The sequence below is a fragment of the Neobacillus vireti genome, assembly GCF_036962465.1.
Taxonomy (GTDB): Bacteria; Bacillota; Bacilli; order Bacillales; family Cytobacillaceae; genus Neobacillus; species Neobacillus vireti_B.
The window spans coordinates 92,407-108,590 of record NZ_JBALNF010000016.1 but is presented as its reverse complement, the minus strand read 5'-3'; the positions used below and the strand labels follow the sequence as shown (position 1 = coordinate 108,590).

Annotated in this window: 14 protein-coding genes; all 14 read left to right on the top strand. The window is 39.8% G+C overall.

What is annotated here, in order from left to right:
* Positions 1-177 precede the first annotated feature (177 nt).
* The 14 genes from yfmF (at position 178) to V7077_RS07310 (ending at position 15,974) form a co-directional block, all read left to right on the top strand.
* Positions 178-1,458 (top strand): EF-P 5-aminopentanol modification-associated protein YfmF, encoded by a 1,281-nt coding sequence (gene yfmF / locus V7077_RS07375; RefSeq protein WP_335499970.1) that lies wholly within the window; start codon positions 178-180, stop codon positions 1,456-1,458.
* Positions 1,458-2,750, top strand: a complete 1,293-nt coding sequence (yfmH, locus tag V7077_RS07370) for an EF-P 5-aminopentanol modification-associated protein YfmH (protein ID WP_335499968.1) — start codon at positions 1,458-1,460, stop codon at positions 2,748-2,750. Before yfmF ends, yfmH begins: the two co-directional genes overlap by 1 nt.
* A gap of 150 nt (positions 2,751-2,900) precedes the next feature.
* A complete protein-coding gene (gene ymfI, locus V7077_RS07365; protein ID WP_335499966.1) occupies positions 2,901-3,623 on the top strand; it encodes an elongation factor P 5-aminopentanone reductase in 723 nt (240 codons plus the stop codon).
* 82 nt (positions 3,624-3,705) lie between these two features.
* A complete protein-coding gene (locus V7077_RS07360) occupies positions 3,706-3,963 on the top strand; it encodes a DUF3243 domain-containing protein (protein ID WP_101647898.1) in 258 nt (85 codons plus the stop codon).
* Between the two features lie 187 nt (positions 3,964-4,150).
* Positions 4,151-4,939 carry a DUF3388 domain-containing protein gene (locus V7077_RS07355; RefSeq protein ID WP_215040815.1) on the top strand — a complete coding sequence of 263 codons (789 nt, stop codon included), beginning with the start codon at positions 4,151-4,153 and terminating at the stop codon, positions 4,937-4,939.
* Positions 4,940-4,959: 20 nt separating this feature from the next.
* Entirely contained in the window at positions 4,960-5,856 is an 897-nt protein-coding gene (locus V7077_RS07350; protein WP_335499962.1) for a helix-turn-helix domain-containing protein, read from the top strand.
* 51 nt (positions 5,857-5,907) lie between these two features.
* Positions 5,908-6,492 (top strand): CDP-diacylglycerol--glycerol-3-phosphate 3-phosphatidyltransferase, encoded by a 585-nt coding sequence (pgsA, locus tag V7077_RS07345; RefSeq protein ID WP_335499960.1) that lies wholly within the window; start codon positions 5,908-5,910, stop codon positions 6,490-6,492.
* Positions 6,493-6,522: 30 nt separating this feature from the next.
* Positions 6,523-7,779 (top strand): competence/damage-inducible protein A, encoded by a 1,257-nt coding sequence (locus V7077_RS07340; RefSeq protein ID WP_335499958.1) that lies wholly within the window; start codon positions 6,523-6,525, stop codon positions 7,777-7,779.
* Positions 7,780-8,542: 763 nt separating this feature from the next.
* Positions 8,543-9,586 carry a recombinase RecA gene (gene recA / locus V7077_RS07335; RefSeq protein ID WP_335499956.1) on the top strand — a complete coding sequence of 348 codons (1,044 nt, stop codon included), beginning with the start codon at positions 8,543-8,545 and terminating at the stop codon, positions 9,584-9,586.
* Between the two features lie 321 nt (positions 9,587-9,907).
* Positions 9,908-11,467 (top strand): ribonuclease Y, encoded by a 1,560-nt coding sequence (gene rny / locus V7077_RS07330; RefSeq protein WP_335499954.1) that lies wholly within the window; start codon positions 9,908-9,910, stop codon positions 11,465-11,467.
* Between the two features lie 176 nt (positions 11,468-11,643).
* Positions 11,644-12,441 (top strand): TIGR00282 family metallophosphoesterase, encoded by a 798-nt coding sequence (locus V7077_RS07325; protein WP_335500122.1) that lies wholly within the window; start codon positions 11,644-11,646, stop codon positions 12,439-12,441.
* 227 nt (positions 12,442-12,668) lie between these two features.
* Positions 12,669-12,929, top strand: a complete 261-nt coding sequence (spoVS, locus tag V7077_RS07320; RefSeq protein ID WP_003211281.1) for a stage V sporulation protein SpoVS — start codon at positions 12,669-12,671, stop codon at positions 12,927-12,929.
* 441 nt (positions 12,930-13,370) lie between these two features.
* The gene (locus tag V7077_RS07315; protein ID WP_335499952.1) at positions 13,371-15,107 is read left to right on the top strand and encodes a 2-oxoacid:acceptor oxidoreductase subunit alpha; all 1,737 of its coding nucleotides are present in this window, start codon (positions 13,371-13,373) and stop codon (positions 15,105-15,107) included.
* Positions 15,108-15,974, top strand: coding sequence for a 2-oxoacid:ferredoxin oxidoreductase subunit beta (locus V7077_RS07310; protein ID WP_335499950.1), 867 nt, complete (start codon positions 15,108-15,110; stop codon positions 15,972-15,974).
* The last annotated feature ends 210 nt before the right edge of the window (positions 15,975-16,184 follow it).

Sequence of the window (16,184 nt, the reverse complement as noted above, 5' to 3'; positions counted from 1 at the left end):
GAGCGGAAATCAACATTCAGGATTAATACAGCATTTTTAATAAATAAGCGTAATTTCTTGTATTGTACATGCTTGGCAAATTATAGTAAGAAGTATAGGTATTTTTACAAAAGGAAAAGATATAAAGAAAAATGTTTACATATTATAAGTAAGCCCTTTAGAAAAAGGAGGATTACAATGGACTCAACGGCAGAAAAAATTACAGAATTGCAGGGTTATAAACTCCATGTCATTGCAACCGAAAAGTATAAGACCAATACATTCGTCTGGCGAATGAAAGCACCTTTAACAAAAGAAGATGTAACGAAACGGGCCCTGCTTCCGCATGTATTACAAAGCAGTTCGGCTAAACATACTTCTACCACAGCATTACGCTCTTATTTAGATGAACTATACGGGGCAACACTTTATGTTGATTTGGCCAAAAAAGGTGAATACCATGTGATGAGTGTATCCTTGGAAATAGCCAATGAAAAATTTTTAAGCGACCCAGCCCCACTGTTGAAAAAAGGATTTGAACTGTTATCAGAGATTTTAACGAATCCAAATGCAAGCGGAAATGCCTTTGATCAGGATACTGTGGAAAAGGAAAAACGAGTTCTTAAATCCCGGATTCAATCTGTTTTTGATGATAAAATGCGTTATTCAAATGTCCGCCTATTAGAAGAAATGTGTAAAGACGAACCATATGCCCTCCAGGTAAATGGGGAAGCCAGCGATGTTGATGCCATCACACCGGAAAATTTATACGAATATTATCAAAAGGCCTTTTCAGAAGATGAAATGGACCTTTATGTAATCGGTGATGTGAAAGAAGAGGAAGTAAAACAACTAGCAGGCCATTTACTACAGTTTGAGAATCGGACCCCGAAAAAAATCCAAACTGAAAAATCAGCCCCTAGATCAAATGTGAATGAAGTAAAAGAAGTCCAGGATGTAAAACAAGGGAAATTAAATATCGGGTACAGGACCAATATCGTTTATGGAGACCCTGATTATTTTGCTCTTCAAGTATTTAATGGGGTTTTTGGCGGCTTTTCACATTCTAAACTATTTATTAATGTTCGTGAAAAAGCCAGTCTTGCATACTATGCGGCAAGCCGGCTTGAGAGCCATAAAGGCTTAATGCTGGTCATGTCAGGGATTGATTTGAAAAACTATGACCAGGCAGTTGGAATCATTCATGAACAGATGGATGCGATGAAAAAAGGAGATTTTACCGACCAAGAATTAGAGCAGACCAAGGCAGTGATTCAAAATCAAATTATGGAGACAGTAGACACGGCCAGAGGCTTAACCGAAATTCTGTATCATAATGTGGTGGCAGATACGACGATATCACTTGATACCTGGATGGATGAAATGAATAAAGTGACAAAGGAAGAAATCACAGCAGTGGCAGAAAAGATTCAGCTTGATACGATTTATTTCTTAACGGGAACGGAGGCGGGCAAATAATGGAGAAAATTACGTTTGACCAGCTTCAAGAGGAACTTTTTCATGAAAAGATGTCTAATGGCTTAAATGTTTATATCCTGCCAAAGAAAGGTTTTAATAAAACATATTGTACCTTTACAACCAAATATGGTTCGGTCGATAATACCTTTGTGCCACTCGGCAAAGACGAGTATGTCAAGGTACCAGATGGAATTGCCCACTTTCTAGAGCACAAACTTTTCGAAAAGGAAGATGGCGATGTGTTCCAGCAGTTTAGCCGTCAAGGGGCATCTGCCAATGCGTTTACATCGTTTACGCGGACAGCTTATTTATTTTCAAGTACTTCTGATGTAGAAAAAAACTTAGAAACTCTAATTGATTTTGTACAGAGTCCCTATTTCTCCGAAAAAACGGTCGAAAAGGAAAAAGGTATCATTGGTCAGGAAATAACCATGTATGATGATAATCCTGATTGGCGGTTATACTTCGGCTTGATCCAGAATTTATATCAAAATCATCCAGTGAAAATTGATATTGCTGGGACCATTGAATCGATTGCGGAAATAGATAAAGATTGGCTGTATGAGTGTTACAATACCTTTTACCACCCAAGCAATATGCTGTTATTTATTGTGGGTCCTGTTGACCCGGAAAAAATAATGACCCAAGTGAGAGAAAACCAGGCGAAAAAGGATTATGAGGCGATGCCGGAGATTAAACGTAAATTTGAAGAAGAGCCGCCGCAGGCTGCTGAAAAGAAACAGGTTCTTCAAATGAATGTGCAAACTTCCAAAGCGCTCTTAGGAATTAAAGCCCTTCATGTAGATCAGACTGGTGAGGTACTGCTCAAAAATGAGTTAACCATGAATGTGCTGCTCGATTTATTGTTTGGAAAAAGTTCGGATAACTATAATAAGCTTTATGACGAGGGGCTTGTCGATGAAACCTTTTCCTATGACTATACCCAGGAACAAGGCTTTGGCTTTGCGATGATAGGAGGAGATACGGCGGAGCCGGATAAATTATCTGACAGGCTGAGACAAATGCTTCTTGATGCCAAACAAGGCAGTGTGTTTAATGATCAACAGTTAGAAAGAGCTAAAAGGAAGAAAATTGGTGCCTTCCTGCGGGCTGTGAATTCACCTGAATATATCGCTAACCAGTTTACCCGGTATGCGTTTAATGATATGAATTTATTCGACGTTGTGCCAACGCTCGAAAAGATAACCCTGCAGGATTTACAAACGTTAGCTTCTGAAGTTATTTCAGAGGAACGGTTCTCGGTATGCCAAGTGATCCCGAAACAAAAGTAGGCGAGGAAGCGTCGTAACCCGGCGCTTCTTTGGCGTTGGATGCTTGAGAAGTGGTTTTGTGTGGGGTTTACTGGCGGATAGCAACAGATTAGTGGCGCACCAGCCAAAATACTGGCGTGTGGGCCTTACTATATGAGAGAGTGATTATAATTGAAAAAATATGTGTTAATAACGGGAGCAAGTGGGGGAATTGGACAAGCGGTGGCCATGAATTTAGCCGCAAAAGGGTATCATTTATATCTGCATTACAATCAAAACGAACAATCGATCAGGAATTTAATTACTAAGCTTGAAACTTATGGCGGTGAATATATCCCCATCCAGGCTGATTTTTCCTCTGCTGATGGATATCAATCTGTTCTGCCGCAAATCTTTTCGTTAGATGCTATGATACATTGCGGGGGGAAAAGTCATTATGGACTGCTGGTCGATTTAAAGCATAGCGAGGCCGAAGAGTTAATGAATATTCATGTCCTAAATCCCATGATGCTAACCAAAGAATTATTACCTAAATTATTAACGAAACGGACAGGGAATATTATTGTTGTTACTTCAATTTGGGGGCAGACAGGTGCTGCTTGTGAAGTTGCCTACTCCGCTGCAAAAGGGGCCCAAATTGCCTTTGTAAAAGCGCTTAGTAAAGAAGTGGCGTTAAATGGAATTCGCGTAAATGCCATTGCTCCAGGCGCTGTGGATACACCCATGATGGAGGCCTTCACACCTGAAGAACTAGAGCAGGTTTCCTTTGAAATTCCAATGGGAAGAATGGCAAAGCCTGCAGAAATTGCTGCCAGTGCAGCTTTTTTACTGTCTGATGAGTCCTCCTATATCACAGGTCAGGTGTTGTCGGTCAACGGGGGATGGTATACCTAAGAAAAATTTCATGGTTTCCTATGAATAGTTCAGGGTGCTTCTTCGCAAAATAACCTTGTACTATTCTAAAGGAGGGAATACAATGTCTGTTTTAGAAAACTGGAAACAGTGGGAAGACTTCTTAGCGGATCGTCTTCATCATGCACAAAACGAAGGCATGAGTGAAGGTGCTGTTAGTAACCTTGCTTTTCAAATTGGTGACTACTTAGCAAACCAAGTAGAGCCGAAAAATGAACAGGAAAGAATTCTTGCAGATCTTTGGTCTGTTGCGGATAAACAAGAACAGCAGGCGATTGCTAACATGATGGTAAAATTAATTTCAAATAACGGATCACGCTAAAAAAGAGGGGCCTGAGGGTCTCTCTTTTCGCTTTTTGTAAACATCCTGCCTTTTCCGTAAAGATTTTTAATAAATAGACCATATTCATTGTTTTTCCTTTCATCTTCTATCAAAATCATTTATTATAAGGTTTAGACGTGACAGTGTAAAAAATTTGTCGAAACTTCTTTTTGGGGGTTTTTTATTAATGAAAAAAGAATGGTACTTAGAATATGAGATTCAGAAAAACCGACCTGGTCTTTTGGGTGACATTTCCTCTTTATTAGGGATGCTTGCAATTAATATTGTCACCATAAACGGTGTGGATGAAGGCAGGCGTGGATTGTTAATCTTAGCAAAAGATGATGATCAAATAAAACGGCTTGAGTCAATTTTAAATACTATGGACACAATAAAACTAATAAAACTAAGAGAGCCGAAACTGCGTGACAGGCTGGCAGTTAGACACGGCCGTTATATCCAAAGGGACGCTGATGATAAAAAAACATTCCGATTTGTGAGGGATGAGCTTGGATTATTAGTTGATTTTATGGCAGAATTATTTAAGCAGGAGGGGCATAAACTAATCGGTATTCGTGGGATGCCTCGCGTTGGTAAAACCGAATCACTGGTTGCAGCAAGTGTTTGTGCCAATAAGCGCTGGTTGTTTGTTTCATCGACTTTGCTAAAACAAACAATCCGTAATCAGCTGATTGAGGATGAATATAACGCCAACAATTTGTTTATCCTTGATGGAATTGTCTCTACTAGACGTGCGAATGAACGTCACTGGCAGCTGGTACGTGAAATTATGCGCTTGCCTTCCGTTAAAGTGATTGAGCATCCTGATATCTTTGTACAGAACTCAGAGTACACGCTAGACGATTTCGATTATATCATTGAACTTCGCAACGACGCCGAAGAAGAAATCACCTACGATGTCGTTGATCAGCATAATATGTTCTCCGGATCTGATTTTGGAGATTTTGATTTTTAATAAATTGGAAGGTGTTAAAGGTGACGGAACTAGGGAATCGATTAAAGGAAGCCCGAATAGCTAAAAATTTAAGCTTAGACGATCTTCAGACCATAACCAAAATTCAAAAGCGATATTTAGTAGGGATAGAAGAAGGTAATTATGCCAGCATGCCTGGGAATTTTTATGTGAGGGCTTTTATTAAGCAATATGCAGAAGCACTGGATTTAAATCCTGATGAAATCTTTGAAACCTATAAAAACGAGATCCCAGCCTCCCATAATGATGAAATACATCATTTATCACGTGTGAATACGCACAAAGCGATCTCAAAAGGGGACTCAAAAGTATTAGACGCCTTGCCAAAGGTTTTAATAGGTGTTTTTGTTATAGGGATTGCTAGTCTTTTATATTACTTTATTGCCATCCACGCCGGTGATTCGAAGAATGAAACGATCAGTAATGACCGCGAGCAGGTTAAACTTGAAAAATCAGCCAAACTTGAAAAAGTTAAAGCAGATGAAGTAACCAAAAAAGACGACACCAAAAAAGAAGCAGAAACAGCAAAGCCAAATGTGGAAACGACGCCTCCTGCTGATACACCAAAGCAGGCGGTAACAGCTGTTCAAACACAGGGAAACACCACAACCTATGATTTAAAAAATGCTGATAAATTTGTCATTAAGATAGTTTCAAAAGGACAAACATGGGTAAGCATTAAAAATGGAAAACAGAAAACCTTTTTCCAAGGTACCCTTAAAAAAGGGGCAACGGAGAGTCAAACTCAAGATTTATCCGCAGAAGATATGGCTGTGATTAGGGTCGGAAATGCTGCAGATACTGATATTTATATTAACGATCAAAAGCTTGAGTATGCAATACCAGCAACAGCTAATGTTCAGAATATCAGGATTCAACATGTTCTGAAGAATGAATAGTCATCTGCTGATGGCTATTTTTCACTTTTTCAATGATAAGGAGAAAAAAATATGAATATTCCTAATAGAATAACGGTATCAAGGATCTTATTAATTCCATTATTCTTAATAATGATGCTTGTACCTTTTGACTGGGGAGACATGCATCTTCTTGGAGCAGATTTACCAGTTACCCATTTTGTGGGTGCACTTATTTTTATAATAGCTTCCTGCACAGACTGGGTGGACGGTCATTATGCCCGTAAATATAACCTTGTGACGAATATGGGGAAATTCCTTGATCCATTGGCTGATAAATTACTAGTGTCAGCCGCTTTAATTGTTCTCGTTGAACTCCCTGATGTTTATGCTCCATCTTGGATAGTCATCATTATTATCAGCAGAGAATTTGCGGTTACTGGACTTCGCTTGTTACTCGCAGGTGAAGGTGAGGTTGTCGCAGCGAATATGCTAGGTAAAATTAAAACATGGACACAAATTATCGCCATTTCTTCACTATTATTACATAATATATTGTTTGAAATGATCTCATTCCGATTTGATATTTTATCACTATGGGTAGCCATGATTTTTACGATCTGGTCTGGCTGGGATTACTTTGCAAAGAACAGCCATGTATTAAAAAATTCAAAATAAGACTGCCGATGTTTTTAAGGGGGGATAGGCTTGAAGAATGCTGAAATCATTGCCGTAGGATCGGAGTTATTGCTTGGACAAATTGTTAACACTAACGCAAAATTTATTTCACAGCAATTAGCAGAGCTCGGAATTAATGTCTATTTTCATACAGTTGTAGGGGACAATCCTGACAGGCTGCTTTCTGCGATTAAAACGGCGGAAGGCCGAGCGAACATCATTATATTTACCGGTGGATTGGGACCAACCAAGGATGATTTAACCAAAGAAACAATTGCCCGCCATCTAAGTAAAAATTTGGTGATGGACCCACAGGCATTAGAGTCGATTGAGCAATATTTCGCACGGACCAATCGTGTGATGACGGAAAATAATCGTAAGCAGGCATTGGTGTTAGAAGGCTCGCATATTCTTCCAAATGACCATGGTATGGCTCCTGGTATGGTACTGGAGATGAATGGTAATACATACATGCTTTTACCTGGTCCTCCAAAGGAAATGGAACCGATGTTTCGTCAATATGGCTGCCAGGCCCTGGTCTCTAAGGAAACGGCGAATGAGAAAATTGTTTCAAGGGTGCTGCGTTTCTTTGGAATCGGGGAAGCGGCCTTGGAAACGGAAATTATCGATATCATAGATGCACAGAGCAATCCTACGATTGCCCCGCTAGCCGGAGATGGGGAAGTGACCCTGCGCTTAACGGCAAAACACGTGGACGAGGATGTTGCCCAGTCCATGCTGGATGAAGTGGAAAAAGCAATAAGTCAACGTGTTGGTCAGTATATTTATGGGTATGATCATACTTCATTATTTGCTGAACTGACGAAGGGTTTAAAAGAACGAAACCTAACGATTACAGCTGCGGAAAGTTTAACTGGGGGCTTGTTCCAGAAGGAGTTAACCTCGATTGCCGGTGTAAGTTCTGTTTATAAAGGTGGAGTGGTTTGCTATTCAAATGAAGTAAAGCACAATATTCTGCAAGTGAGACAGGAAACCCTTGAGAATGATGGTGCGGTCAGTGAACAGTGTGCAATAGAGCTTGCAGAAAATACGGCTTCGTTAGTAGGCGCTGCTATTGGGATTAGTTTCACTGGTGTAGCAGGTCCGGATGAGCTGGAAGGCAAGCCGGTGGGCACGGTTTATATTGGAATTGCGAGTAAGGGAAGGCCAACGATAGTGGAAAAGCTTACTCTTGGAGGAACAAGGGAAGCAATTCGCAATCGTGCGGTGAAATATGGTTGTTATTTTGTCTTGAAAACGTTAAAAGATTCACAGAATGCTAATTAGTGTTCTGTGGTTTTTTGTTTTGGAGTGGGGTTGGACGGGAGAGCGTGATGAATTATTGCTATTGGACAGTTTAGATTTTGATAAATGGGGAATTTGTCTAATAGGGATGTTCCGTTCTATTAGACAGTTAGGTTTTGGTAAAGAGGGATTTGTCCAATAGTGTTGTTCTATTAGATAGTTAGGTTTCGATCACAGAGGAAATTGTCCAAAAGGGCCCTTCTAATGGACAGTTTAGCTAAGGGATAACAGAATTTTGTCCAAAAGGGCCCTTCTAATGGACAATTTAGCTAAGGAATAACAGAGTTTTGTCCAAAAGGGCCCTTCTAATGGACAATTTAGCTAAGGAATAACAGAATTTTGTCCAATAGGACCCTTCTAATGGACAGTTTAGCTAAGGGATAACAAAGTTTTGTCCAATAGAGCCCTCCTATTAGACAAATTACCAAAATCATAAAGAATGTTGTCCAATAAGAATAGGAGATTCCATAAAAATTCCTACTTAATAAAACCATAGAAGTTTCATTTTTCAGATAAAAAGGGAAAATAGAATTAGTAGCTAGTTAACAACAGTAAAAAAACAAAAACAGGGTTAATACTGCTGTTTTCCTCCTATTAATTGTTAATAAATTGGTCGAATAAATGTTCGCCTTTTTACTCGACAAATAGACTAAAAGAAGGTATAGTAATAATAGGTTTTATATTCATAGACTTCAACGCAATAATTTAACTTTAATTCTTTATATATAAAAAGGAGGAACTATTTGTGAGTGACCGTAAGGCCGCCTTAGAAATGGCGTTAAAGCAAATAGAAAAACAATTCGGTAAAGGTTCCATTATGAAAATGGGAGAAAAAACCGAAACAAGAATACAAACTGTTCCGAGCGGCTCCTTAGCACTTGATGTGGCACTGGGAGTGGGCGGATACCCTAGAGGACGTATTATTGAAATTTATGGTCCAGAAAGCTCCGGTAAAACAACCGTTGCCCTTCATGCCATTGCAGAAGTACAAGCAAAAGGTGGACAAGCAGCGTTTATCGATGCCGAGCACGCACTTGATCCAACATATGCACAAAAACTTGGTGTTAACATTGATGAATTACTATTATCCCAACCTGACACAGGTGAGCAGGCGCTTGAAATCGCTGAAGCTTTAGTACGAAGCGGTGCAGTTGATATTATTGTAATTGACTCCGTTGCTGCCCTAGTACCTAAAGCTGAAATCGAAGGTGAAATGGGTGACGCACACGTAGGTTTACAAGCCCGCTTAATGTCGCAAGCTCTTCGTAAACTATCAGGTGCAATCAATAAATCAAAAACAATTGCAATCTTTATTAACCAGATTCGTGAGAAAGTCGGAATCATGTTCGGAAATCCCGAAACGACACCTGGTGGCCGTGCCTTAAAATTCTATTCCACTGTCCGTCTTGAAGTACGCCGTGCAGAAACTTTAAAGCAAGGCACTGAAATGGTTGGTAACAGAACTAAAATTAAAGTAGTAAAGAACAAGGTAGCTCCGCCATTCCGTACGGCTGAAGTGGATATTATGTATGGAGAAGGTATTTCTAAAGAAGGCGAAATCGTTGATTTAGGTTCCGAATTAGATATCGTCCAAAAAAGCGGTTCATGGTACTCTTATAACAATGAAAGAGTAGGCCAAGGCCGTGAAAATGCAAAGCTATTCTTAAAAGAAAATACTGAAGTCCGGGATGATATTAGTCAAAAAATCCGTGAACACTTCGGTTTAGACGGAGAAAAGATTGTAACGGAATCAGAAGATGAAGATGAACAGATTAATTTATTAGAATAGGTCTGAGTCGAGCAAAGCCAGAAAATGGTTTTGCTTTTTTGTTAATTCTGTATTAAAATTCACAAACGTTTATAAATATACAGTATTGGCATTATAAGCTATCAATTAGATTAGGCTGATTTCTAAATATTTCAAAAAGCTAATCGGACAAAGCCTTGACAATAAATATTCACAGCTTTACAATTAACATGTATATTTTACATTTTTGGAAATATTACATTGCGAAAAGCCTTGGTGCTTGCTGTATGTTGAGTCTAAACAATGTACATGCCGACACTTAAAAAAAAAAACAAAAGTTCATAGCAAGAGGAGGTGTAACGATTGGATTTAATTACTATCATCTCCATTTTGCTTGGCCTTATCGTCGGTGCCGTTGTTGGCTATTTTGTTCATAAATCCATTGCTGATGCAAAAGTAGCAGGTGCAAAGAATGCTGCAGAGCAGATTCTTGAAGATGCGAAACGTGATGCTGATTCATTGAAAAAAGAAGCTTTGCTAGAAGCAAAGGATGAAATTCACAAGCTTCGTACTGAAGCTGAACGTGAGGTTCGTGAACGAAGAAATGAAATGCAAAAACAAGAAAACCGTTTACTGCAAAGAGAAGAGAATTTAGATCGAAAAGAGGAAACGTTAAATAAGCGTGAAAATCTTTTAGAAAAGAAGGATGATTCTCTAAACCAAAGACAACAGCATATTGAAGAGATGGAAAGCAAAGTGGACGAGTTGGTACGAAAACAACAAACTGAACTCGAACGTATATCGAGCTTAACGCGCGAGGAAGCAAAAGCAATCATTGTCGACAGAATGGAACAAGAACTATCCCATGACACGGCTATAATGATTAAAGAGAGTGAAAATCGGGCGAAAGAGGAAGCCGACAAGAAAGCGAAGGAAATTCTTTCCTTAGCCATCCAGCGTTGCGCTGCTGACCATGTTGCGGAAACGACTGTTTCTGTCGTCAACCTTCCAAATGACGAAATGAAAGGCCGGATTATCGGTCGTGAAGGACGAAATATTCGTACCCTTGAAACATTAACGGGAATTGATTTGATTATTGATGACACTCCTGAAGCTGTCATTCTATCAGGCTTTGATCCTATTCGAAGAGAGACGGCTCGCTTAGCTTTAGAGAAGTTAGTTCAAGACGGACGGATCCATCCGGCCCGAATCGAGGAAATGGTTGAAAAGTCCCGTCGGGAAGTGGATGAATATATTCGTGAAGTCGGGGAGCAAACAACCTTTGAAGTGGGAGTCCATGGACTTCATCCCGATCTTATCAAAATCCTTGGCCGCTTAAAATTCCGTACCAGCTACGGTCAAAACGTACTTAAGCATTCTATGGAAGTGGCTCAGCTTTCGGGCTTATTGGCTGCTGAACTTGGTCAGGATGAAACACTGGCCCGGCGTGCAGGATTACTTCATGACATCGGTAAAGCCATTGATCATGAGGTAGAAGGAAGCCATGTGGAAATCGGGGTAGAACTTGCAACGAAATACAAGGAACACCCAGTTGTGATCAATAGTATTGCATCCCACCATGGTGATACAGAACCTACATCCATCATTGCCGTCCTTGTGGCAGCAGCAGATGCTTTATCAGCTGCTAGACCAGGAGCTCGTAGTGAAACACTCGAAAACTATATCCGCCGCCTTGAAAAGCTTGAGGAGATTTCAGAGTCTTATGAAGGCGTTGAAAAATCTTTTGCGATTCAAGCAGGTAGAGAAGTCCGTATTATTGTAAGACCAGACGCAGTTGATGATCTTGCTGCTCATCGATTAGCACGAGATATTCGTAAACGAATCGAAGAGGAACTTGATTATCCTGGACATATTAAAGTAACAGTCATCCGTGAAACGCGGGCTGTTGAATATGCAAAATAAAGCGGTGCGAATGCACTGCTTTATTTTTTGCATGAAGATATGAAAGCATCAAGGATGTGAGAATTGTTCAGTTCCAGTTCTCCTGCTCAAGGCGCTTACGCATTACTTTGATTAAAGAAGAACCATATGTGATACAATTTAAACAATACGAATTTTTATCAACGAAAGGGAATAAAATGAATCTACTTTTTATCGGTGACGTCGTCGGCTCCCCGGGGCGAGACATGGTGAAGGAATATCTGCCAAAGCTAAAGGAAAAATATCGGCCCCATTTTACGATCATAAATGGTGAAAATGCAGCGGGCGGTAAGGGGATAACCGAAAAGATCTATCGTGAATTTTTGAGCCATGGTGCCCAAGCGGTTACACTGGGTAATCATGCATGGGATAACCGAGAGATATTTGAATTTATCGATTCGGCAAAAAATATGGTTCGACCTGCGAATTTTCCGGAAGGAACACCGGGAAAAGGACTCGCCTTTTTTAAGGTTAATGAATTTGAAATAGCGGTTATAAATCTTCAGGGTCGGACCTTTATGGCCCCGTTGGACTGTCCTTTTAAAAAAGCGGATGAATTAGTCCAAATTGCCAGAGAAAGGACGCCTTTCATTTTTGTGGACTTTCATGCGGAAGTAACCAGTGAGAAGCAGGCCATGGGCTGGTATTTAGATGGAAGAGTATCGGCTGTTGTTGGCACTCATACACATGTTCAAACGGCTGACAGCCGGGTTTTGCCAGGAGGGACTGGCTATCTATCTGATGTGGGCATGACAGGCCCCTACGACGGTATTCTTGGGGTGGAAAGGGAGGCTGTGCTCAAACGGTTCCTAACAAGCCTGCCAGTTCGATTTGAAGTACCGACGGCCGGCAGAAATCAGCTTAGTGCTGTTTACATTGAATTAGATCGAAAAACAGGATTTTCTAAAAAGATGGTGCCAATCCTAATCAATGATGACCATCCTTTTTATAGTTAAAAACTTCCGAATCGAAATGGATGTTACCGGCTTTGACTGCGCCTATAGCAGTAAAAGCGTTTTCTAGCTCTCGTGCACACGTGCACGGGAGCTTTTCTTTTGACTTTTTTCGTCCAAGCCGGAATATGTCATTTCACAGCTGAATATAGTAGCAGTGGAATGTTATAACCTGATTTGTTCATGAAATGCTCATGCGGGATCGGGATTTTTCTAAGGGGGAGCTAGGAATGGAAATATTAAAAGTTTCAGCAAAATCTAATCCTAATTCTGTAGCTGGTGCACTTGCCGGAGTTCTGCGTGAAAGAGGTGCAGCAGAAATACAGGCAATTGGTGCGGGTGCATTGAATCAAGCCGTTAAGGCAGTAGCGATTGCAAGAGGATTTGTAGCACCTAGCGGAGTTGATTTGATCTGTATCCCTGCGTTTACCGATATTTTGATTGACGGGGAAGAACGCACAGCCATTAAGCTAATTGTGGAGCCGCGTTGAAAGAGATAGGCCTCAGGACATAAACAGCAAAAACCTGCTTGGAAATGTTTCCAGCAGGTTTTTTGTTGTTAAAAGTATATAAGAATTAGAAAAATACTATTCTGCTATATAACACAAAGCTAAATGAGAATACTAATTATAGTAAAGGAATCTAGTATTTGCATATCTAAACGTTTATTTTAACGTAATTTCCCTAGTGATGTAATAGCCATTTTTTAATAATAAAAAAATATTCATATTTTAGACAATATTTCGAGCCAAAGGGTTGCAATTTTGGGTTCTTAGGTCTAGAATTGTAAGCGTTTAGTACATATTCTCAATTCTGACTATTTAGTCTTAATTGCGTTTTCATAGGCTAATTTCTAGTGGGTTACTTGGAATTGTGCTACAATTAAAATGATTTAGACTACTTAATTATACATATCCAAAGGGGTGTAAGGAATGATCAATCAACTTTCGTGGAAAGTTGGCGGACAACAAGGGGAAGGTATTGAAAGTACTGGGGAAATCTTTGCTATCGCACTGAATCGCCTAGGATATTACTTGTATGGCTATCGTCACTTTTCATCACGTATTAAAGGCGGTCATACGAATAATAAAATCAGAGTTAGTACAACAGAGGTTCGCTCTATCTCTGATGACCTGGATATCCTTGTAGGATTCGACCAAGAAACTATTGATGTTAACTACAAAGAACTGCACAGTAATGGTGTCATCTTAGCTGATGCAAAATTTGATCCAAAGAAACCTGAAGACACTGAAGCCTCCTTGTATGCGGTTCCATTCACTGAAATTGCAACAGAATTAGGGACTTCCTTAATGAAAAACATGGTTGCCATTGGGGCTACCTCTGCCGTTCTAGATTTGGATATTCAAGTTTTTGAAGAAGTAGTTCGAGAGATTTTTGGTAAAAAAGGTGATAAGGTTGTAGCCAAGAATATGGATGCCATTAAAGCGGGCTACGATTATATGAAAGAAAAAATGGATGCATCTGTACCGACGATGGTACTTGAAAAAGCAGATGGCAAACGCCGTATGTATATGATTGGAAATGATGCAATTGCATTAGGTGCTATGGCAGGTGGATGTCGATTCATGGCTGCTTACCCTATTACACCTGCTTCTGATATCATGGAATATTTAATTAAGAAATTACCAGCTGTTGGCGGCACAGTAATTCAAACAGAAGATGAAATTGCTGCATGTACAATGACGATTGGTGCAAGTTACGGTGGTATACGTGCGATCACAGCTTCATCTGGTCCTGGATTATCCTTGAAAATGGAAGCAATTGGACTAGCTGGTATTACAGAAACTCCGCTAGTTATTGTTGATACACAGCGTGGAGGTCCTTCTACAGGTCTTCCAACAAAACAAGAACAGTCTGACCTAATGGCGATGATTTACGGAACACATGGTGAAATTCCTAAAATCGTCTTAGCGCCAAGTACTGTTCAAGAAGCATTCTATGATACTGCAGAAGCTTTTAACCTAGCTGAAGAATATCAATGTCCGGTCATCGTATTGTCTGACCTTCAATTATCATTAGGTAAGCAAACCGTTGAACCTTTGGATGTATCTAAAGTTGAAATCCGACGTGGAAAGCTTGTAACCGAAGAGCTTCCTGAAATTGAAAACAAAGGCTATTTCAAGCGCTATGAAGTAACAGAAGATGGCATTTCCCCTCGTACAATTCCTGGTATGAAGAACGGAATCCACCATGTTACTGGAGTTGAGCATGCTGAAACTGGTAAACCATCAGAATCAGCTGCAAACCGGATTGCGCAAATGGATAAACGCTTCCGTAAAGTTGAAAATATTCGTTTTAACACACCTGTTTATAAAAATGCACCATATGAAGATGCAGATTTATTAATTGTAGGGTTTAACTCGACTCGCGGTGCAATTGAAGAGGCTATGGTTCGATTAGCGAAAGATGGTTTGAAAGTAAATCATGCCCAAATTCGCCTAATTCATCCATTCCCAACGGAGGAAGTACTTCCATTAGTTCAATCTGCGAAAAAGGTAATCGTAGTTGAAAACAATGCAACAGGACAGTTAGCAAACATTATGAAAATGAATATTGGTCATGCTGATAAAATTACTAAATATGTTAAATACGATGGGAACCCATTCCTACCCCACGAAGTTCATTCAAAATGTAAGGAGTTGTTCTAAGTGGCCACTTTTAAAGACTTTAGAAATGATGTTAAACCGAACTGGTGCCCTGGCTGTGGCGACTTCTCTGTACAGGCAGCAATGCAGCGTGCAGCAGCAAATTGTGGTTTAGAACCAGAAAATTTAGCAGTTGTTTCAGGGATCGGCTGTTCAGGACGTATCTCTGGTTATATTAATTCATACGGCTTCCATGGCATTCATGGTCGTTCACTTCCAATTGCCCAAGGTGTAAAAATGGCAAACCGTGATTTAACTGTTATTGCTTCCGGCGGTGATGGTGACGGGTATGCGATTGGAATGGGACACACCATTCATGCGATTCGTCGTAACGTTGACATTACTTACATTGTTATGGATAACCAAATTTATGGTTTAACAAAGGGACAAACATCCCCTCGTTCTGCAGTAGGTTTTAAAACAAAATCTACTCCAATGGGTTCGATTGAACAAGCGATTTCTCCAATGGAAATGGCATTAACAGTTGGCGCTACATTTGTCGCACAGAGCTTCTCGACAGATTTAAAGGATCTGACGGCATTAATTGAAGCTGGAATAAAACATAAAGGATTCTCCTTAATTAACGTGTTCAGCCCATGTGTAACTTACAACAAAGTTAACACATATGACTGGTTTAAGGAAAACCTTACAAAACTAAGTACGATTGAAGGATATGATCCTTCTAATCGCGAACAAGCAATGCAAACATTAATGCAGCATAACGGCTTAGTAACCGGTCTAATCTACCAAAACACTGAGCGTCCTTCTTATCAAGAATTAATTCCTAGTTATTCCGCAGAACCATTAACGAAAGCGGAATTAAACCTTGATCAAGCGCACTTTGATAAATTAGTTGCTGAATTTATGTAATAGATGAAATACCGCCCGTGGACTACTCCACGGGTTTTTTATCGTTTTTTCAAATACGAAGCTGGCTATTTTCAGAACGTTTATTTAATAATTTTTTTTATCAGTGATATCATTTGATAACTCGTGTGTTAACAGTGATTTCTATTGTTTTCAGGCATGTAAACCTTTATACTATAATAATGTGTGGACTTTCATATTAAGCACAGGTAA